The 18,985-nt window shown below is 42.2% G+C and carries 21 protein-coding genes; 17 read left to right on the forward strand and 4 right to left on the reverse strand.

Annotated elements, in window-relative coordinates:
- The first annotated feature begins 49 nt into the window (after nt 1-49).
- The 4 genes from IEW93_RS01855 (at nt 50) to murA (ending at nt 2,553) form a co-directional block, all read left to right on the forward strand.
- The gene (locus tag IEW93_RS01855) at nt 50-664 is read left to right on the forward strand and encodes an MlaC/ttg2D family ABC transporter substrate-binding protein (protein ID WP_373284858.1); all 615 of its coding nucleotides are present in this window, start codon (nt 50-52) and stop codon (nt 662-664) included.
- Nucleotides 661-960, forward strand: coding sequence for an STAS domain-containing protein (locus tag IEW93_RS01860; protein WP_188736358.1), 300 nt, complete (start codon nt 661-663; stop codon nt 958-960). Before IEW93_RS01855 ends, IEW93_RS01860 begins: the two co-directional genes overlap by 4 nt.
- Nucleotides 961-1,027: 67 nt before the next feature.
- Complete coding sequence (locus IEW93_RS01865; protein WP_160052686.1) at nt 1,028-1,279, forward strand: BolA family protein; 252 nt, start codon at nt 1,028-1,030, stop codon at nt 1,277-1,279.
- 14 nt (nt 1,280-1,293) lie between these two features.
- Nucleotides 1,294-2,553, forward strand: a complete 1,260-nt coding sequence (murA, locus tag IEW93_RS01870; RefSeq protein WP_188736360.1) for a UDP-N-acetylglucosamine 1-carboxyvinyltransferase — start codon at nt 1,294-1,296, stop codon at nt 2,551-2,553.
- 77 nt (nt 2,554-2,630) lie between these two features.
- Here the strand turns inward: murA and degS are convergent, their stop codons facing one another.
- The gene (gene degS / locus IEW93_RS01875; RefSeq protein ID WP_188736362.1) at nt 2,631-3,710 is read right to left on the reverse strand and encodes an outer membrane-stress sensor serine endopeptidase DegS; all 1,080 of its coding nucleotides are present in this window, start codon (nt 3,708-3,710) and stop codon (nt 2,631-2,633) included.
- A 175-nt stretch (nt 3,711-3,885) separates the two neighbouring features.
- Nucleotides 3,886-5,235 carry a Do family serine endopeptidase DegQ gene (gene degQ / locus IEW93_RS01880; protein WP_188736364.1) on the reverse strand — a complete coding sequence of 450 codons (1,350 nt, stop codon included), beginning with the start codon at nt 5,233-5,235 and terminating at the stop codon, nt 3,886-3,888.
- Between the two features lie 299 nt (nt 5,236-5,534).
- Between degQ and zapE the strand changes: the two genes are divergently transcribed.
- From zapE to rlmB, 8 genes are all read left to right on the forward strand, one after another.
- Nucleotides 5,535-6,647 (forward strand): cell division protein ZapE, encoded by a 1,113-nt coding sequence (gene zapE / locus IEW93_RS01885; protein ID WP_188736366.1) that lies wholly within the window; start codon nt 5,535-5,537, stop codon nt 6,645-6,647.
- Nucleotides 6,648-6,895: 248 nt separating this feature from the next.
- Nucleotides 6,896-7,324, forward strand: coding sequence for a 50S ribosomal protein L13 (gene rplM, locus IEW93_RS01890; RefSeq protein WP_188736368.1), 429 nt, complete (start codon nt 6,896-6,898; stop codon nt 7,322-7,324).
- A gap of 17 nt (nt 7,325-7,341) precedes the next feature.
- A complete protein-coding gene (gene rpsI / locus IEW93_RS01895) occupies nt 7,342-7,734 on the forward strand; it encodes a 30S ribosomal protein S9 (RefSeq protein ID WP_188736369.1) in 393 nt (130 codons plus the stop codon).
- A gap of 146 nt (nt 7,735-7,880) precedes the next feature.
- Nucleotides 7,881-8,066: a DUF2065 domain-containing protein gene (locus tag IEW93_RS01900; protein ID WP_188736371.1), complete on the forward strand. Its 186-nt coding sequence runs from the start codon at nt 7,881-7,883 to the stop codon at nt 8,064-8,066.
- Between the two features lie 72 nt (nt 8,067-8,138).
- Nucleotides 8,139-9,434, forward strand: coding sequence for an adenylosuccinate synthase (locus tag IEW93_RS01905; RefSeq protein WP_188736374.1), 1,296 nt, complete (start codon nt 8,139-8,141; stop codon nt 9,432-9,434).
- Nucleotides 9,435-9,580: 146 nt separating this feature from the next.
- On the forward strand, nt 9,581-10,198 hold the full coding sequence (locus IEW93_RS01910) for a tetratricopeptide repeat protein (protein ID WP_188736376.1): 618 nt from the start codon (nt 9,581-9,583) through the stop codon (nt 10,196-10,198).
- A 36-nt stretch (nt 10,199-10,234) separates the two neighbouring features.
- The gene (rnr, locus tag IEW93_RS01915; RefSeq protein WP_188736379.1) at nt 10,235-12,691 is read left to right on the forward strand and encodes a ribonuclease R; all 2,457 of its coding nucleotides are present in this window, start codon (nt 10,235-10,237) and stop codon (nt 12,689-12,691) included.
- Nucleotides 12,692-12,695: 4 nt separating this feature from the next.
- Nucleotides 12,696-13,439 carry a 23S rRNA (guanosine(2251)-2'-O)-methyltransferase RlmB gene (gene rlmB, locus IEW93_RS01920; protein WP_188736381.1) on the forward strand — a complete coding sequence of 248 codons (744 nt, stop codon included), beginning with the start codon at nt 12,696-12,698 and terminating at the stop codon, nt 13,437-13,439.
- A gap of 63 nt (nt 13,440-13,502) precedes the next feature.
- Here rlmB and IEW93_RS01925 read toward each other — a convergent pair whose 3' ends face one another.
- Both IEW93_RS01925 and IEW93_RS01930 read right to left on the reverse strand, forming a co-directional pair.
- Nucleotides 13,503-14,912 (reverse strand): MFS transporter, encoded by a 1,410-nt coding sequence (locus tag IEW93_RS01925; protein WP_188736383.1) that lies wholly within the window; start codon nt 14,910-14,912, stop codon nt 13,503-13,505.
- A gap of 84 nt (nt 14,913-14,996) precedes the next feature.
- The gene (locus tag IEW93_RS01930; protein ID WP_373284853.1) at nt 14,997-15,749 is read right to left on the reverse strand and encodes a DUF481 domain-containing protein; all 753 of its coding nucleotides are present in this window, start codon (nt 15,747-15,749) and stop codon (nt 14,997-14,999) included.
- A 215-nt stretch (nt 15,750-15,964) separates the two neighbouring features.
- Here IEW93_RS01930 and rpsF point away from each other — a divergent pair, with 215 nt between their 5' ends.
- From rpsF to IEW93_RS01955, 5 genes are all read left to right on the forward strand, one after another.
- On the forward strand, nt 15,965-16,360 hold the full coding sequence (rpsF, locus tag IEW93_RS01935) for a 30S ribosomal protein S6 (protein WP_188736386.1): 396 nt from the start codon (nt 15,965-15,967) through the stop codon (nt 16,358-16,360).
- A gap of 8 nt (nt 16,361-16,368) precedes the next feature.
- The gene (gene priB, locus IEW93_RS01940) at nt 16,369-16,671 is read left to right on the forward strand and encodes a primosomal replication protein N (RefSeq protein ID WP_188736388.1); all 303 of its coding nucleotides are present in this window, start codon (nt 16,369-16,371) and stop codon (nt 16,669-16,671) included.
- 12 nt (nt 16,672-16,683) lie between these two features.
- Nucleotides 16,684-16,911 carry a 30S ribosomal protein S18 gene (gene rpsR / locus IEW93_RS01945; protein ID WP_006083042.1) on the forward strand — a complete coding sequence of 76 codons (228 nt, stop codon included), beginning with the start codon at nt 16,684-16,686 and terminating at the stop codon, nt 16,909-16,911.
- A 42-nt stretch (nt 16,912-16,953) separates the two neighbouring features.
- Nucleotides 16,954-17,406, forward strand: coding sequence for a 50S ribosomal protein L9 (rplI, locus tag IEW93_RS01950; protein WP_188736390.1), 453 nt, complete (start codon nt 16,954-16,956; stop codon nt 17,404-17,406).
- A 476-nt stretch (nt 17,407-17,882) separates the two neighbouring features.
- Nucleotides 17,883-18,428 (forward strand): hypothetical protein, encoded by a 546-nt coding sequence (locus tag IEW93_RS01955; RefSeq protein WP_188736392.1) that lies wholly within the window; start codon nt 17,883-17,885, stop codon nt 18,426-18,428.
- Nucleotides 18,429-18,985 lie beyond the last annotated feature (557 nt).

Consider the following 18,985-nt stretch of genomic DNA (forward strand, 5'->3'; position numbering starts at 1 on the left):
AGCACTTTTTAGTCGTGTAATTGCTTTATGTTTGGTGGGTAGCGCTGTTATGAGTTCTGTCACAATAGCGGCTAATGACGAGATCAATACCAATGATCCGTATGAAATGATAAAACAAGTTGCGAATAAAACCTTTGATCGTTTTAAGCAAGATAGAGCGTTAATTGATAGCGATTTAAGTCACTTAAAAGTGATTGTTAATGAAGAATTAATGCCATACGTTGATTACAAATATGCCGCTTATAAAGTGATGGGCCAATATTTGCGCGACACCACTCCAGATCAACGTGACCGTTTTGTTGAAGCATTTGAGGGATATTTAGTCGCAACCTATGCGCAAGCATTGACAGAATATACCAATCAAGCGGTTGAGTTTGATCCAGCGACCGATTTTAAAAACGAAAAAATAGTCGAAGTTAACGTACAAATTATCGAAAAAGGCCGTCCACCGATTAAAGTTCAATTTAAAGCTCGTCGCTTGAAAGACAATACCTGGAAAGCATTCGATTTGGTGGCCGAAGGCGTCAGTTTGCTTGCGTCAAAGCAATCTGAGATCTCAAACTTGATCCGTCAACAAGGTATCGAAGCGGTGATCTCAATGTTGAACGACAAAACTAAGCAGAAAATTGACCGTCAACCCGAAAAAGAAGCAGCTGCAGCGTGATTAAGTTTACTCAACAAGAGCAACAATGCTTTGTGAGCGGTCGATTAACTCAGGTTGAAGTCAAACAATTATGGCCTAAACGCCAAGAGTTGTTTACTGCTTCAACCCAAGTGATAGACTTGGCCGCCTTAGAATACGTAGACAGTGCTGGCGTAGCGTTATTACTGGCATTAGTTAAATTAACTCATCCTGGCACAGAAGATAAAAGCCCATATCGTCAGCTGGTTAACCCCAGTGAACAGCTCATGAAAATGATAGAGCTATATGATTTAGATGCTTTTTTTGGCCAAAATTAGTGTAGTAAGCCATGATTGATAAGTCATGGTTTTGCACATCAGCTTTAGAGTAAAGGTAATAGATTTCATGGATTGCAAGGTGATTGAACAAATATTAACTGAGGCTTTGTCGTTGACAGAGGCTCACGTCACTTCAGATGGTAGCCATTATAAAGTAGTAGCCGTTGGAGAATGCTTTGATGGCCTTAGCCGAGTCAAGCAACAACAAGCTATTTATGCTCCATTGTCAGAGCAGATTGCCAGTGGCGAATTGCACGCACTAACGATTAAAACATTTACGCCGACCCAGTGGAAGCGTGAAAAACTCTTCAACATGTAATACTGAGATTCACAGTGGATAAATTAACAATTAAAGCCAGCAAACCGCTTGCTGGTGAAGTAGTGATCTCTGGCGCAAAAAATGCCGCGTTGCCAATTTTAATGGCGGGTGTGCTAGCCCAAACAGATTTTATTGTCTCTAACGTCCCTAATTTACGCGACGTTAATACCAGTTGTGAACTCCTACGTTGCTTAGGTGCTGAAGTTGAACAACTTGAAAACAGCAGGGTGCGTATTTCGACAACTCATTTAAATGAGTATTGTGCGCCGTATGATCTGGTTAAAACGATGCGTGCCTCAATCCTTATATTAGGACCTCTACTGGCGCGTTATGGTACTGCTGACGTGTCTTTGCCTGGTGGGTGCGCCATTGGTGCACGACCAGTGAACTTGCATTTGCATGGTTTAGAGCTAATGGGCGCAAAAATCGAAGTGCAAGAAGGTTACATTAAAGCGCGAGTTGATGGTCGCCTGAAAGGTGCACATATCTTTATGGATATGGTCAGTGTAGGTGCTACAGAAAACCTATTAATGGCAGCCTCTTTGGCCGAGGGAACAACCGTTATAGAAAATGCTGCCCGCGAACCAGAAGTGACTGATTTAGCCAATTGCTTAATTGCCATGGGCGCTAAAATTTCAGGTGTTGGTACAGCAACATTGACCATTGAAGGTGTAGAGCGTTTATCGGGTTGTGAATACCGTGTGATGCCAGATCGTATTGAAACCGGTTCATTTTTAGTCGCAGCAGCGGTAACTCGCGGTAAAATTCGTTGTGTGTCAGCAGATCCTAGTGCATTAGAGGCTGTATTATTAAAGCTTGAAGATGCAGGTGCGACAATTACTACTGGTGAAGATTGGATTGAGCTTGATATGCATGGCAAGCGTCCTAAAGCTGTGAATATTAAAACCGCGCCTTATCCAGCGTTTCCGACTGACATGCAGGCTCAATTTTGTGTGTTAAATGCGCTTGCTGAAGGTACTGGCCGAGTGACCGAAACGATTTTTGAAAATCGTTTTATGCACGTGCCTGAAATGAGCCGAATGGGGGCTAATATCGAATTAGAAGGTAATACCTGTATTATTCATGGTATTGAACGTTTAAACGGTGCTCAAGTTATGGCAACTGATTTACGTGCTTCAGCCAGTCTAGTGATTGCAGGATTAATGGCTGATGGTATTACAACCGTAGATCGCATCTATCACCTAGATCGTGGCTACGAGCATATTGAAGCTAAGTTCCAGGGCCTTGGTGCTGAAGTCATTCGGGTGAAATAATTTTTTATTTTACTTAAGTTGAGCTCACATAAAAAAGCCATTCATTGTGTAATGAATGGCTTTTTTGTTGGTTGGTATTAATCTAGATCGTTAGCTTTTTCAGCGATGATGACAGGCAATGATTGTTGTTTACCTTCGCGAATAATGGTCATAATCACTTTGGTACCTGGCGGCGTTTCCGCAATGCGGTCTAGCAACATTTCAACACCGGGGACATCTTCACCGTTATATTGCGTAATAACATCTCTTGGTGATAACCGTGCTCGGGCTGCTGGGCCATCAGGATCTATGCCTGTTACCAGCACACCTTTTAAGTCGGGCAGATTAAGAATTTGTGCAACCACAGGATTTAAAGGCTCGCCAGAAATACCCAATGCCCCACGGATCACGCGGCCATGTTTAATTAACTTATCCATAATGCTATGGGCTAATTTAATCGGAATGGCAAAACTGATGCCATTTCCGCCACTGTCTCCACCCACTTGAAATGCTGCGGTGTTGATGCCTATCAACTCACCACTGGTATCAATTAATGCCCCGCCAGAATTACCCGCATTAATGGCGGCGTCTGTTTGTAAAAAGTCTAAATATCCTGAACTTAAGCCGTTGCGGCCGGTAGCGCTAATAATGCCCTGGGTAATTGTTTGGCCAATATTGTAAGGATTACCGATGGCGAGTACGACATCGCCGACTTGAGCAGGGTTATTTAGGTTGTAAGGGACAATAGGTAAACTATCACCTTCTATTTTAAGGACGGCTAAATCAGTAACTGGATCAGAACCTACTACTTCAGAGGTGAATTTTCGCCCGTCTTGAAGCGCGATAACGATTTCGTCGGCTTTTTTGATTACGTGATAATTCGTCAGTACATAACCATCTTTACTCATGATCACACCAGAGCCTAAACCTTGCAGTGAACTTGAATTTAATGGATTACGTTGATCGATACTCAGGCTGTATATATTCGCCACAGCAGGTGCTGCGCGACGTACCGCTTTAGCAAAAGACAATTCTGAGCCGCCGTTGTGTACGTTAGACAGGCCAGTATTGAGAGAATTATTAGGCAATAAAGAGGTGATAACTAAAAATACAGCTGCCATGATCAGGCCAAATACCACAGCTTTTATTATATAGATACATGTGTCTTTAACGTTCATGGCCTAGGATTTGTTGAAGAAAATTAGGCTTATACTAACATAGCTTAAAAAATTAAGCATCGGTGCTCTAGGGCATCGATGCTTAATTGTTGAACTTATATTGCACTCACTGTCACCTCAAGATTGGCAACGCAACAGCTGACAGTGGATCGCCATGCTGTTAAACCATGAGCGACTATCGTAATACTAGATAGAGTAAATTATTGTCTCTCAGTATTTTTAGTGCCACAGAACTTTGATTTTCTTTCAATGCTTCTTTTAATACCTTTAAACTCGATATTTTGCTGCGATTGAGACCCACAATTAAATCGCCTTTTTGTAAACCACTCATTGCAGCTGGTGAGCCTTGGGCAATTTCGGTGATTTCAATTCCTTTTTTGGTGTCTTCTAGCGTTGCCCCTTGCAACATAGGGTGCACATTGCCAGCTTCTGCTTCTACTTTATCGGCTTCACCTAGCGTCGCTTTGATGGTCTTTTTATCTCCATCGCGAATGATACCAAACTCAACTTCTGCACCTGCGCCCATAGTGGCCACTTTGGCACGGAGTTCTTGGAATGTTTTAATACTGCGCCCGTTAAGGCTCACAATGATGTCGCCTGCTTTTATGCCCGCTTTATCGGCTGCACTTTTGGGCATGACTTCGTTAACGAAACCACCGTGTTGAGTGTCTAAACCAAATGCTTTGGCAAGCTCGTTATCAAGATCTCGGCCCGAAACCCCTAACACTCCTCGTCTAACTTCGCCATGCTCAATAATTTGTTCAATTAGGTTATTAACCATGTTTGCAGGAATGGCAAAGCCAATGCCAACATTACCGCCATTAGGTGCCACAATTGCGGTGTTGATACCAATGAGCTCACCTTTTAAGTTGACTAATGCCCCACCGGAATTACCACTATTAATTGCAGCGTCTGTTTGAATAAAGTTTTCTAGCATTTCAATTCCTAACCCACTGCGGCCAAGAGCACTGACAATACCAGATGTTACTGTTTGCCCTAAACCAAACGGGTTACCAATAGCCACTGCAAAATCACCAACTCGAATATTATCTGAATCAGTTTGTTTGATTGCGGTGAGGTTTTTGGCTTCGATTTGCAGCAAGGCAATATCAGACTCTTTGTCGGCCCCAATCAACTTAGCTTTTATTTCACGGCCGTCATGCAGACCAATTTGAATGTCATCTGCACCATTAATCACGTGATTGTTAGTCACTATGTAACCCTTAGCGGCATCGATGATCACCCCAGAACCTAACCCTCTAAACGGGCGTTCTTGTACTTGCTCTTGTGGTGCATTTGGGCCAAAGAAATAACGAAATACATCAGGTACTCGTTGTTTTGAAACCTGGGTACCAGATACTGCAACAGACACCACAGCAGGAGTGGTGCGTTCTAACATAGGTGCAAGGCTTGGTAGTGCCTGACCATCAACTGACTGAGGGATCGCAGAGTGAGACACTGCGGGAAACATAGTTAGCGATGCTGTTAATAATGCTGCAGAAAGTAAGCTTAATTTTGTTTTCATGTTTAGGTAGCTCCTAGATGCATTCAACTCTATACACAAAATATGGGATTGAAAGCATGATTTCAAAGTTAAATATCGTTAATCAATTTGGAATTAGGTTTGGCGGACTAATGAATTGACATCGCCAATTAAATGTAAAAATAAAATCGGTAATCCTGAGTTAATGATTCAGAGTAAAGCACAGATTGTTAGTTCCATTTTGATTAACAAAGCTTAATTTGATCGTTTAAGCCGGTTACTCGTATTGATTATTTAATGTTATTATCGCCGCAATTAATTGATGTAAGAGAGTCTTTATCGTGTCGCAGTTAACCCCCTGGCAGCATTATCAGCAAGACCTTACCCGAGAAGATTTTTCACATGATGCCGCCCAAGAGCAGGCAGTTAAGTCATTACAACGTGTTTATGATGAACTCATTAATGCAAATAAACCGGCTTCGGGATTGTCCAAATTATTTTCTGTAGTCGGCGTAAAAACAAAGCCTGTCCCTGTGAAAGGGTTATATTTATGGGGCGGAGTTGGGCGTGGTAAAACTTATTTAATGGATACATTTTATGATGCATTGCCTGGAAAACGTAAATTACGGGCGCATTTTCATCGGTTTATGCATCAAATCCACCATGAACTTGACGGCTTAAAAGGCGTGCAAGATCCACTTGTGAGCATTGCAAAGAAAATGGCTGGACAATATCAGGTCATTTGTTTTGATGAGTTTTTTGTTTCTGATATTACCGATGCCATGTTGCTAGGCACTTTGTTTCAAGAATTGTTTAAGCATGGTGTCGCTTTGGTGGCCACCTCAAATATCATACCAGACGAATTATACAAAAATGGTTTGCAGCGGGTTCGTTTCTTACCTGCAATCGCATTAATTAATCAACATTGTGAAATTCTGAATGTGGATTCTGGTATTGATTATCGCTTACGTACCTTAGAGCAGGCTGAGATTTATCACTATCCACTTGATGAGCAAGCAGATATTAATTTACTGCATTATTTTGCCCAATTAGCGCCAGAATCAGAGGTGCAGACCGCCGCGATTGATATTGATGGGCGTGCTATTAAAATTCGCCAACAATCACAGGGCGTTTTGCTGATTAACTTCAGAGACTTGTGCGATGGTCCACGTTCGCAGCGTGACTATATGGAAATTGCATGTCTTTACCATACAGTATTGCTCAGTGGTATTGAGCAAATGGGTGCCCAACAAACGGGTGATGATATCGCTAGGCGATTTTTAGCCATGGTCGATGAGTTTTATGAGCGTAACGTAAAATTGATCGTATCAGCGCAAATTAAATTAGAAGATATTTATACCGATGGTCAGCTTACTTTTGAGTTTAGGCGTTGTCGTTCTCGTTTAATTGAAATGCAATCAAGAGATTACCTAGCCTTAGAACACTTACCCTAATACTAAGTTTCATGGGTAAATTACTGGTAAATGTCATTCGAGTAATTAATTTAAAATATTCTGAAAAAGCAGGTGATCTTTAGGTTCTCTTTGCGTATAATCTGCGGCCTGCCCGCGTTAACCGCCTATCTGGGCGGAAGTTAGAAACCAATATTCGAGCTCGAAGGGGCAAGAATCGGTAATTTTGTGTTGATTGCAACCGGCAGTCAGCATGTGAGACAGAAAATTAACTTTGGGTTTTTGTAATAATGAAGACTTTTACTGCTACACCAGAAACTGTAACTCGTGACTGGTACGTTGTTGACGCTGAAGGCAAAACTTTAGGTCGTATCGCAACTGAAATCGCAACTCGCTTACGTGGCAAGCATAAGCCAGAATACACTCCACACGTTGATACTGGTGATTACATCATCGTTATCAATGCTGAAAAAGTGACTGTAACTGGTAATAAAGCTGCTGGTAAGATTTACTACTCTCACTCAGGCTTCATTGGTGGCATTAAGCAAATCAGCTTTGAGAAGCTTCAAGCTCACAAGCCTGAAATGATCATCGAGAAAGCAGTTAAGGGTATGTTACCAAAAGGTCCTTTGGGCCGTGCTATGTTCCGTAAACTTAAAGTTTACGCTGGCGCAGAACATAACCATGCTGCACAACAACCACAAGTTCTTGATATCTAAACGGGAGAAGTAAGCAAATGTCTGCAACTCAGTACTACGGCACTGGCCGTCGCAAAACATCTACAGCTCGCGTTTTCGCTAAAGCAGGTAGTGGCAATATTATCGTAAACCAACGTCCTTTAGATGTGTACTTTGGTCGTGAAACTGCTCGTATGGTTGTTCGTCAGCCATTAGAGTTAGTTGAAATGACTGAAAAATTAGACATCTATGTAACAGTTAAAGGCGGTGGTATTACTGGCCAAGCTGGTGCAATTCGTCACGGTATTACCCGTGCACTTATGCAACTAGATGAAGCTTTACGTCCTACATTACGTACCGCTGGTTTTGTTACCCGTGATGCTCGTAAAGTTGAACGTAAGAAAGTTGGTCTACGTAAAGCACGTCGTAAACCACAATTCTCTAAGCGTTAATTCGTTTATTGGATTCAAAAAACCCAGCTTATGCTGGGTTTTTTATTACCTAAAATTAAGCTGAATAAATTGTTTATTTTTGTGCATAATCCATATCAATAAGCCGATCTTAAGATGGCCAACATTTTTATATTTGAGGTATTAGCATGAGTTTAGAATTATTAATGACGGCATTTGGCTTGGTTTTAATTATTGAAGGGCTAGGGCCATTACTTTTTCCTAACAAATGGCAAAAATATTTATTTGAGCTTTCTACACAAAAGCAAAATGTTCTCAGACGCTTAGGTGGAAGTCTTGTTACCGCAGGTGTCGTTTTATTGATTATTTTTTAATAAAATACTTGCCTATAACCCCCTAAAATCTGTTAAAATTCTATTTTATACCACAAGACGTTGCAGCTAATAATGGGCAAAAATGTAGTCGTACTCGGAACCCAATGGGGTGACGAAGGCAAAGGTAAGATTGTCGACCTTTTAACAGAACAGGCAAAATACGTAGTTCGTTACCAAGGCGGCCACAATGCCGGTCATACTTTGGTGATTGATGGTGAAAAAACCGTTCTTCATCTTATTCCGTCAGGAATTTTACGTGATAACGTAAAATGTATTATCGGTAATGGTGTTGTACTGGCTCCTGATGCATTGATGAAAGAAATCAATATGCTAAAAGGGCGCGGTGTACCTGTAGAAGAGCGTCTACTTATTTCTGAAGCATGTCCGCTTATTCTACCATTCCATTGTGCACTTGATATCGCTCGCGAAAAAGCGCGTGGTAATAAAGCTATTGGTACTACTGGTCGCGGTATTGGCCCTGCATATGAAGATAAAATCTCACGTCGTGGTTTACGCGTTGGTGATTTATTTAATGCAGAGTTATTTGCGACTAAGTTACAAGAAGTTATGAAATATCATAACTTTATGCTAACTGAGTATTACCAAGCGGAAGCGGTTGATTACCAGCAAACCCTAGATGATGCATTAGCGATTGCTGATTACCTAAAGAGCATGTGTACTGACGTAACAGAAATGTTAGACGTTGCGCGCAAAGCTGGTGAGCCAATTTTATTTGAAGGCGCACAAGGTACATTGTTGGACATTGACCACGGTACTTATCCTTTTGTGACCTCATCAAATACCACTGCCGGTGGTGTTGCTACAGGTTCAGGATTTGGTCCTCGTCACTTAGATTACGTGCTTGGTATTATGAAAGCATATACCACACGTGTTGGTGCAGGTCCGTTCCCAACAGAACTTGCCAATGAAATCGGTGATTACATCGGAGAAAAAGGCCAAGAGTTTGGTGCAACAACAGGTCGTAAGCGTCGTCCAGGTTGGTTGGATGCAGTGGCAATGCGCCGTGCTGTTCAAATTAACAGCGTAAGCGGTTTCTGTTTAACTAAATTAGACGTTTTAGACGGTCTAAAAGAAGTTAAAATTTGTGTTGGTTATGAATATCCTGATGGTACAGTTTCAAAGGTAACCCCTTTAGCTGCTGAAGGTTATGAGATGGTTAAGCCAATCTATGAAACCATGCCTGGTTGGAGTGAAGTCACTTTTGGTGCAACCTCTATTGAGCAGTTACCTCAAGCGGCAATCAATTATATCAAGCGTATCGAAGAGCTTTTAGAAACGCCAGTTGATATTATTTCTACTGGTCCGGATAGAAATGAAACCATGATTTTGGTTAATCCGTTCAAGTAAGACTAAAAGGCCGCGCTAAGCGGCCTTTTTTTATCGCCGTGCATTTGCCGTTGTGATGATTAAAATATAAATTGGGTTCATGTGCGATTCAAGAAATGCGCTATACTGCCGATGGATAAGTCATCATAGTGTTATTGAGAATTCTTATGTTGCGTATATCGTTAGTTCTTTTAAGCCTGCTTTCTATAAATGCCTTTGCGTTGACTGAGGCTGTCGATATTTATAGCGATAAACAACTGATTTCACTTATTCAATCAAATCAATATTTACAGCGCGTACAGGCAGATGAGTGCCAATTAGTACAAGATATCGAAGCCCGAGCTGAAGTGTTAAAGCAGCCTTTATATCAATTTTTATGGGCTGAGATGCTCAATCACGGTGTTTGTGTTAAAGCACATCCGTCAAGAGGCATGAGGTTATTGCAAACATCAGCTGAGCAAGGTAGCTCAGAAGCGATGGTTAAATTGGCGGATTACTATTATCGCGGTAAACTAGTGTTGAAAAACCCTGACCGTGCAGTTCAATACGTATTGCCTGCTGCAGCAAATGGCCATTTAGACGCCAGAATGATGCTCGTGCGTTTGTTTGGTGAGGGTTACGGTAGCCCGACTGACTATGAAATGGGTTATCATTGGTTATATAACAGTATTTTTGATGATGATGCTCAGCAGAAAAAAGCGTCATCTTTATTGCAGGTGTTAGCTGCAAAAATGCCCGCCAGTATTGTGGCCAGGGCGCAGCAGTCTCAGCTGTATACACGTTAAGGCTCCATAGAATGGAGCGAATTATTTGGAAATTGAATGATCAACGATCCTCATTTTGAGAGAGAGCAAGACAAGTACGACAACCCTATTCCTAGCCGCGAGTACATTTTAGAGTATTTGCGTGCGCAAAAGTCTCCTGTTAGCCGCGATAAAATTGCCGAAGCGCTTAATATTACCGACGAAGAACCTTTAGAGGCGCTCCGTCGACGCTTGCGCGCCATGGAACGTGACGGGCAATTAGTGTTTACTCGCGGACAAAGCTACGGCTTACCTGAGCGAATGGACTTATTATCAGGCAGCGTAATAGGTCATCGCGATGGGTTTGGTTTTTTTAAACCGGACGAAGGCGGTGACGACCTGTTTATCAATAATCGCGATATGCTGATGTATTTTCATGGCGATAAAGTCTTGGCACAAAAAGCCGGTACCGACCGTCGTGGACGCCGTGAAGCACGTATTGTTCGTTTGGTACAAGAACGAACGGCTGCTTTAGTTGGGCGTTATCATGTCGATGGTGGCATGGGCTTTGTGATCGCCGATGATCGCCGCATCACTCAAGAAATTTTAATCGATAACAACGATCGTAATGGTGCAAGAGCCGGTGATGTCGTTGTAGTTGAACTCACCCGCCGTCCAGGCCGTTTTGTTAAAGCTGCAGCTAAAGTGACTGAAGTGCTTGGGAAAACGATGGCGCCAGGCATGGAAATCGAAATTGCACTGCGTAATTACGATTTACCACACACCTGGTCTGCCGTGATTGAGAAAAAGCTTAAGCGAATTCCAGACGAAGTGCCTGACTCTGACAAAGAAGGTCGCGTCGATTTACGCCACTTACCTCTGGTGACTATTGACGGTGAAGATGCCCGTGACTTTGATGATGCGGTTTATGCCGAAGTCAAACCAAGTGGTGGTTGGCGTTTATGGGTTGCGATTGCTGATGTGAGTCATTATGTTAGAACCGACTCGGCCCTAGATATTGAAGCTAGAGCTCGTGGTAATTCAGTGTATTTTCCGTCACAAGTCATCCCTATGCTGCCGGAAAAAATCTCTAATGGTTTATGTTCATTAAAGCCGCATGTTGATCGTTTGTGCATGGTTGCAGAGATGACTATTTCTGCCGCTGGAAAATTATCGGGTACTAAATTTTACCCTGCTGTGATGCATTCTCATGCTCGGTTTACCTATACTCAGGTCGCCGCAATGCTTGAAGGGGGGCCTATTGCTCCTGAGCATGAAGCATTGTTTCCGCATTTATTGTGCTTACAGTCCTTGTATCTTACGTTAGATGAGCGCCGCGCTGAACGTGGAGCTATTGCTTTTGAAACTTTGGAAACTCAGTTTATTTTCAATGAACAACGTAAAATTGAAAAAATTGTTCCAAGGGCTCGTAATCAAGCACATAAAATTATTGAAGAATGCATGATTTTGGCAAACGTGGCATCAGCTAAGTTTGTTAAAAAGCACAAAGGTGAAGTGTTATATCGGGTGCACGAAGCACCGTCTGAGCAAAAGCTGGCAAACTTTAAAGAGTTTCTTGCTGAGCGTGGTTTGAGCATGGATGGTGGCTTAGAACCGACGCCAACAGATTATCAAAACTTGATGTTAAAGATTGCTGATAGGCCGGACTTTGAGCTGATACAAGTGATGCTGTTGCGTTCAATGCGCCAAGCCATTTACACGCCAGACAACGAAGGGCACTTCGGTTTAGCCTTAGAAGCCTACTCGCACTTTACCTCGCCAATTCGTCGCTACCCTGATTTAATATTGCATAGAGTGATCAAATATTTACTCGCAAAAGAACAGGGTGAAATTAAAGATAAGTGGACATCAGACGGTGGCTACCAATATCAGCTTGAAGAACTCGATTTACTCGGTGAAGAATGTTCAACAACAGAGCGACGTGCAGATGAAGCCACTCGTGATGTGAGCGATTGGCTAAAGTGTGAGTACATGCAAGATCATGTTGGCGACACATTTGATGCCGTTATTGCCTCAGTCACTAGCTTTGGCTTGTTTGTTCGCTTAAACGAGCTGTTTATTGATGGTTTGGTTCATATTTCAAGCTTAGCGAGTGATTACTATCAGTTTGATCCAATGCGTCAGCGTTTAATTGGTGAAAACACTCGTCAAGTGTATCAAGTGGGTGATGAGGTGACGGTTAAAGTTGCTGCCGTGAATTTAGATGACCGTCAAATTGACCTGTTGATGGAAGGTGATAGTGGTAAAGGCCGTGGCAAAAAACCACGAACAGGCAATAAACCGCTGACCGCTCGCGAGCGTGCTAACCTTGAAGGCGCAAAATTAGCAAGCAATTCATCTAATAAAAAGTCGGATAAACCCAAAGCGCGTAAAAGTCGTTCAGGTGATAAATCTACAGTCGCTAAAAAGCCTGTTGGTGCGAAAAAGTCATCACCCAAAACCAAAGGCTCGGATGCTGCTAAAACCAAATCTACAGTAAAGAAAACCCCTGCCAAGCGCAGCAAGAGAAAGTAATTAAATGAAAAAACAAGATACTATTTTTGGCATCCATGCTGTTAAAGCCTTATTAGAAAACAGTCCTGAACGTGTGATTGAATTATGGTTGTTGCAAGGCCGTGATGATGAACGATTAATGCCATTAATTAATAGCGCTTCAGAGTTTGGCATTACCTTGCAGCGTGCTGCGCGTAAAGTGTTAGATGAAAAAGCATCTAGTACTCAACATCAGGGCATTGTTGCTCGTGTAAAAGCGGCTAAAGCGCTAACTGAACATGATTTAGATGCACTATTAGAAAACACAGCGGTTCCATTTTTACTTATTTTAGACGGGGTAACAGATCCACATAATTTAGGGGCTTGCCTACGTAATGCTGATGCCGCCGGTGTGCATGCGGTAATTGTACCCAAAGACAACTCAGTGGGTTTAACCTCAACCGTGAGCAAAGTGGCTTGTGGCGCAGCCGAAATCATTCCGTTGTTTCAAGTGACTAACCTTGCTCGCACCATGCGTCATTTACAAGATAAAGGTGTGTGGATTGTCGGCACAGCAGGTGAAGCTGATGGTAACGTGTATCAAGCTGACTTAACAGGCCCATTAGCGATTGCTATGGGCGCTGAAGATAAAGGCTTGCGTCGTTTATCGCGTGAAAGCTGCGATTCATTAGTGTCGATCCCTATGGCGGGTAGTGTGTCTAGTTTGAACGTATCTGTTGCGACTGGGGTTTGTTTGTTTGAAGCGGTAAGACAACGTCTTAGTGTTTAAGTATTAACAGTACCCAATAGCGATAATAAAAACGGCGATGTGATATCGCCGTTTTTTATTTGGTTATCGGCGTCTTATTTCATTATCAACATCTTCAAGATCGATATCGGCAGTGTCTTCGTCGTCATGTGCATATGCCGAATCATAATCGGGTTGCTCATCGTCTTCAGAACCATCATCTAGGGGCTCGTCAAGTCTATCAAAGGCATCCTGTGCAGGGAAAATCATCTGCTCGTTTACCATTTCAACATTGACCCTTGGATCTAGTGATGCCGCTAAAGGTGAGCTTACTAAGTCACCACCCGCCATAACATAATCACCCTTAGAGTGCTGTTCTGCTTTTTGGCGCTGATTAACCCATATTAACCTAGCGAGTAAGGTAAAGGAGCAAATTGCCATAAAGCCATAAAGCATTTGATCGCCCATTACCTGCATGAGTCCCGATGCGATGAGCGGCCCAATACTGGCGCCGATACCAAAGGTGACTAAAATGGTAGCTGATAGTCCGACTCGCTCATGCTGTTCTACTCGAGAGTTGGCTAATGCGGTGGCTAATGGGTATAGCGTAAATGCTAATATGCCAAACAAGCTGGTGAGAATGAGCGAATAAACTGTGTGAAATGGCACTAGAGTAATAATTAACACTAATATGCCTAACAATGTACAATTTATTCTGATCAGTAGGCTGCGAGAAATAATATCTGACAGTTTACCCATAGGCCATTGTGCTAATAAGCCAGCCAAAATAGTGCATGACATGTACATCGCAACGTGTTCAGGATCTATCCCTTTTGCTGTTGCGTATGACGGCGCCAGACCATAAAAACAACCTACTATCATACTGCCTAGGGCAATCGTTGATAACGCTTGTGGTGCGCGTTGCCAAAAGTGGCCCATTTTTAACGGGGCAGGAGTCAGTGGCTCAGGGTGAATTCGTCGAGTAATTGAAATCGGCACAATACACAGCGCAAAACAAATGGCAATTAACAGTAAAGGTTCAATACCAAGCTCTGGATACAGGCTAATGGCACCTTGACCTGCCATTAAGCCTAAGTATGAGACAATCATGTAGCTTGCAAAAACGGTACCGCGCTGATTGGTTTCTGATTGCTCGTTTAACCAGCTTTCTAGCACCATGTATTGACACATCATGCCCATACCTACAACAAGGCGTAGTATCAACCAAACGGTTAAGTTATCAATGAGTGCATGCCCCAGTGCAGAGGCTGTCACTATGCCTGCACAAGCAACAAAAGCACGTATGTGGCCCACTTGGGCAATGAGTTTATGACCTACTTTAGAGCCACACACCAAACCAATATAGTAGGCAGACATCATGCCGCCTATCCATATTTGTGGTACATCCATATTGGTTAGGCTTAAACCTAAATAGGTGGTGAGTAAACCTGCAGCCAGCACCATTAAAAATGTGGTGCTATACAATGATGCAAAACTGCGTAGTGGGCTGTCCATAACTGCGCCTCTAAAATTTCAGTAAAGCATATTCACTTACCGAATGAATGTCTTGTTTCGCTTCATTTCATCTGTGTTGAATCATTATTGAAACGTATATAACAAGTTGAATGTTGTCACTGTGTCGGTATTTCTACTGTCGTCAGGAACTACCTCAGTGTACTTGATGTTCATACCAATTTTAAATGCCCAATCTTGAATAAAGGTATTTTTGTAACTCATATCAAGGGTTAAGGTGTTATTGTCTAAACCTGTTTCAGCTGTTACATCGGCATTAAAGCTGGTGTACTCTTGCAATTTTACTGTGTATTTTGCTGCAGAACGGAGAATGACATCACGGTTTTCATCTGGAAAAGGCTCTTCGGTGCTGGCTTGAGGCTGGTCATAACGATAACCGGGGCCCGCTTCAAGACTTAATTTGGTTTTATAATTTTTAATTAAGTCAAAACCATAACCCGTTGAAATTGTTGTGACTCGAGTATATGAACCAAATTCATTCCAGGTAAATTCACCACGACCAAAAACATAGCCACGGTCTAATTTATAGTTAGACTGCAAAAATAATTCGTACTTTTCAGCAGTTGATTCGCTACCGTCGGCGGCATAGTAGACTTTTACTGTCCCTTCTTGCTTAGTTTTGAGCGAGTCGTAAGTAAGGTATGTACGACCGTTAAAGTTTTTGGTTTCATTATTACCGCTGTTGAGCTGTAAACCCGCTTCAACTTCTGCGTTAAAACTGGTGTCAGGTTCTTGATAATCAGGTGGAACTAACGCCCATGCCGGAGCTGATAATAAGAGGAGAAAGCATGTGGTAAGTAGATTTTTCATGGTCATCATTAAATTGCTTTATTTTGTGATGGCGTAAACGCAAGGTTTTTGACTGCCGACATCATACCTGCAATCAAGTTTGGTGAAAAGAGAGTTATTACTTGAGTTTCTGTTTCTGTTTCTGTATTATCGCGCGCTCAAATCAGTCACTTTAATTCGTTCCTTGCCTCCACATTGGTCTGACTGAGCCAGAAAAGAGGCTACTTAACCGTAAGGAGCAATAAATGCGTCATTACGAAATCGTATTTATGGTTCACCCAGATCAAAGTGAACAAGTCCCAGGTATGATTGAGCGTTACACCGGTGCCATCACCGCTGCTAACGGTACAATTCACCGTTTAGAAGATTGGGGCCGTCGTCAATTGGCTTACCCAATTCAAGACCTACATAAAGCTCACTATGTTCTTATGAACGTAGAAGCAACTGCAGAGTCTATCGAAGAGTTAGAAACAGCTTTCCGTTTCAACGACGCTGTTCTGCGTAACATGGTAATGCGCACTAAAGTTGCCGTTACTGAAGCTTCTCCTATGGCTAAAGCAAGAGACGAACGTGATTCACGTCGTTCATCTTCTGATGACCGTAGCAATGAAGAAGAAAGCGCTGAAGAAAACGCTGAATAATTTTTTCTGTGAATAACCACTTAACTTTGTCTGGCACGGTTATCCGGACCAAACAATTAAACAGCCCTAGCGGGATAAACCATACGGTTATTACGGTAGAGCATAAGTCACAACGTTATGAAGCAGAGTTATTACGAAACGTATATTGCATTATACAGGTGATATTAAGTGGCCCACGCTTTAATAGCGTTACAGATAAATTACAAGCAGGTGTGCAAGTTGAAGTTGAAGGGTTTCTTTCACTACAACAAGGACGAAATGGTCAAAACCGTTTAGTGTTGCATGCTGAAAATGTCGAATTGAAAACTTAGGAGACTGTCAAAATGGCACGTTATTTCCGTCGTCGCAAGTTCTGCCGTTTCACCGCTGAAGGTGTTGCAGAGATTGATTACAAAGATATCGTTACTTTAAAGAACTACATCACTGAAAGCGGTAAGATTGTTCCTAGCCGTATCACTGGTACTAGTGCTAAATACCAACGCCAACTAGCTCGCGCTATCAAGCGTGCTCGTTATCTTTCTCTACTGCCATATACTGATTTACATCAGTAATATTGCAGTATTAATTCCTAATCGAATAAAGAGGATTTGATAATGAACGTTATTCTGCTAGATAAAGTTGCAAACTTAGGTGGCTTAGGCGATCAAGTTTCTGTTAAAGCTGGTTATGCTCGTAACTTCCTTTTACCATACGGTAAAGCAGTTGTAGCAAACGCAGCAAACACTGAAGTATTTGAAGCTCGTCGTGCTGAATTAGAAGCTAAATTAGCTGCTGAATTAGCTTCTGCGACAGCTCGTGCTGAAAAATTAACTGCATTAGAATCAGTTGTTATTGCTTCTAAAGCAGGTGATGAAGGTAAACTATTCGGTTCAGTTGGCAACCGTGACATCGCTGATGCAGTAACTGCAGCTGGCGTTGAACTTGCTAAATCTGAAGTTCGTTTACCTTTAGGTGCTTTACGCACTACTGGTGACTTCGAAGTTGAAGTACAAGTACACGCTGAAGTTAAAGCTGTAGTTAAAGTATCTGTTGTTGCAGAAGCTTAATTACCTTTAGCTCCAAAAAGAACACCGCCTCAGGGCGGTGTTTTTTTTGGGTGATTATCACGTTTATACTCAGAGACCGCAGAGTTTAATATTGGTATTAGATTATAAATTTCAAAGGGATTGCGTTTTAGTTTATAGATTGTTAACTTCATGTTTTTACATACTCATAACAATAATATTCAATCAATCTGAAGACGCATGTTTAGAGCTTCACCGTGTTTTTAATGCTAAATGCGTTGGCTCGGTAATGTTAAGTACCTTATAAATTAGCGAAATAGTGCTCTTGATGTAACATCAGGGAAAACTGTGAAACTTCCAAAGGTTAAGTTTATACGTGTTTATGGTTTGGCACTTGTTAATTTAGCTATATTGGAAAGGGAATAATCATTACCAACCACAATACCTTACTTAAAAGCGTGTAAAGTGTTGCTCAAAGCAAGCTCCTTCAACTAGATTGAGTTAAATAAAGGACTAAAATGAAAACGTTTTTATTATCTATTTTGTGTATCTCTGCGCTTACTGGTTGTTCTACTTTTACGCCACCGCGTTACTCCATCGATGCTGATAACACTGTAGCATTAAGAAAAATCGAGTTGGGTGATATTGCTGTTGGAAACTTTACCGATCCAGCAAAAATGAGTAGCCAGTGTCGTGGAGCGGGCCCAATTGCTCCGCCGGATAAAGTGACTTTTGCCCAGTATATCCGCGAAGCTTTTGCTGATGAGTTAAAAGTGGCTGATTTATATAATGATGGCAGTTCGCCAAGAGTGACGTTAACCGGTACCTTGAACTCTTTGGTTTTTTCGTCGAGTAAAGGCTTAACCGGTGGGGAGTGGAATATTGATTTAACCTTAAACTCATCAAATGGCGCATCCTTAAATATGGTTGAAGCGTATGAATTTGAAAGTGGTTTTATTGCAGATACCGCCTGTAAACAGACGGCAGAGGCTTATATGGGGGCGGTGCAAAATTTGATCGGTAATATTGTAAGATCAGACAAGTTTGTTGAGTTGCTTAAATAGCCTAGCTAGGGTCAGTTGATTTTGCTGACCTTTGCATTGCAGAGCATTATTCGGTTTGATCAACTACAGCTTGTGGTGTGTCTTCCTCTTTGGGATCTGTAACCGTTTTTAGTTCTTGTTTAAGAGCGTCATTCGCGTCTGTAACAGCCTTTGGCACTGTTGCTTGCGGCGATGTTGGGTTGATAACCTCATTTGTCACCTTGCCGGTAACAGTAGCATCCTCTGTTTCAGGCACAGGTTTGCTATTGTTAGTCAGGTTATCTTCAGCAACAGCACTCTCTAGTGACTCGTTTAATGGCGTCTCGTTTACTGTTTGAGGCGCCGCATTTTGAGGCTCAACATTAGCTGGTGTTGTAGCGTTCTCTGCCGCTTGAGAGGCTTGCGCTGATGTTGGGCTTAAAGCCTCATTTGTCGCCTTGTCGGTAACATTTTCTGTTTCAGGCACAGGTTTGCTAATGTTAGTCAGGTTATCCTCAGCAACAGTAGTCTCTAGTGGCTCGTTTAATGGCGTCTCGCTTACTGTTTGAGGCGCCGCATTTTTAGGCTCAACATTAGCT

The sequence above is a fragment of the Shewanella inventionis genome, from assembly GCF_014641855.1.
Classification (GTDB): Bacteria; Pseudomonadota; Gammaproteobacteria; order Enterobacterales; family Shewanellaceae; genus Shewanella; species Shewanella inventionis.

What these genes read in the sequence shown, in the direction of transcription:
- degS (WP_188736362.1), bottom strand. Translation starts at nt 3,710, where the DNA reads ATGAACGTTAAAGACACATGTATCTATATAATAAAAGCTGTGGTATTT.
- IEW93_RS01905 (WP_188736374.1), top strand. Translation starts at nt 8,139, where the DNA reads ATGGGCAAAAATGTAGTCGTACTCGGAACCCAATGGGGTGACGAAGGC.
- rplM (WP_188736368.1), top strand. Translation starts at nt 6,896, where the DNA reads ATGAAGACTTTTACTGCTACACCAGAAACTGTAACTCGTGACTGGTAC.
- IEW93_RS01955 (WP_188736392.1), top strand. Translation starts at nt 17,883, where the DNA reads ATGAAAACGTTTTTATTATCTATTTTGTGTATCTCTGCGCTTACTGGT.
- IEW93_RS01865 (WP_160052686.1), top strand. Translation starts at nt 1,028, where the DNA reads ATGGATTGCAAGGTGATTGAACAAATATTAACTGAGGCTTTGTCGTTG.
- IEW93_RS01855 (WP_373284858.1), top strand. Translation starts at nt 50, where the DNA reads ATGAGTTCTGTCACAATAGCGGCTAATGACGAGATCAATACCAATGAT.
- rpsI (WP_188736369.1), top strand. Translation starts at nt 7,342, where the DNA reads ATGTCTGCAACTCAGTACTACGGCACTGGCCGTCGCAAAACATCTACA.
- rlmB (WP_188736381.1), top strand. Translation starts at nt 12,696, where the DNA reads ATGAAAAAACAAGATACTATTTTTGGCATCCATGCTGTTAAAGCCTTA.
- IEW93_RS01900 (WP_188736371.1), top strand. Translation starts at nt 7,881, where the DNA reads ATGAGTTTAGAATTATTAATGACGGCATTTGGCTTGGTTTTAATTATT.
- IEW93_RS01925 (WP_188736383.1), bottom strand. Translation starts at nt 14,912, where the DNA reads ATGGACAGCCCACTACGCAGTTTTGCATCATTGTATAGCACCACATTT.
- rpsF (WP_188736386.1), top strand. Translation starts at nt 15,965, where the DNA reads ATGCGTCATTACGAAATCGTATTTATGGTTCACCCAGATCAAAGTGAA.
- rpsR (WP_006083042.1), top strand. Translation starts at nt 16,684, where the DNA reads ATGGCACGTTATTTCCGTCGTCGCAAGTTCTGCCGTTTCACCGCTGAA.
- IEW93_RS01910 (WP_188736376.1), top strand. Translation starts at nt 9,581, where the DNA reads ATGTTGCGTATATCGTTAGTTCTTTTAAGCCTGCTTTCTATAAATGCC.
- IEW93_RS01930 (WP_373284853.1), bottom strand. Translation starts at nt 15,749, where the DNA reads ATGATGACCATGAAAAATCTACTTACCACATGCTTTCTCCTCTTATTA.
- degQ (WP_188736364.1), bottom strand. Translation starts at nt 5,235, where the DNA reads ATGAAAACAAAATTAAGCTTACTTTCTGCAGCATTATTAACAGCATCG.
- rnr (WP_188736379.1), top strand. Translation starts at nt 10,235, where the DNA reads ATGATCAACGATCCTCATTTTGAGAGAGAGCAAGACAAGTACGACAAC.
- rplI (WP_188736390.1), top strand. Translation starts at nt 16,954, where the DNA reads ATGAACGTTATTCTGCTAGATAAAGTTGCAAACTTAGGTGGCTTAGGC.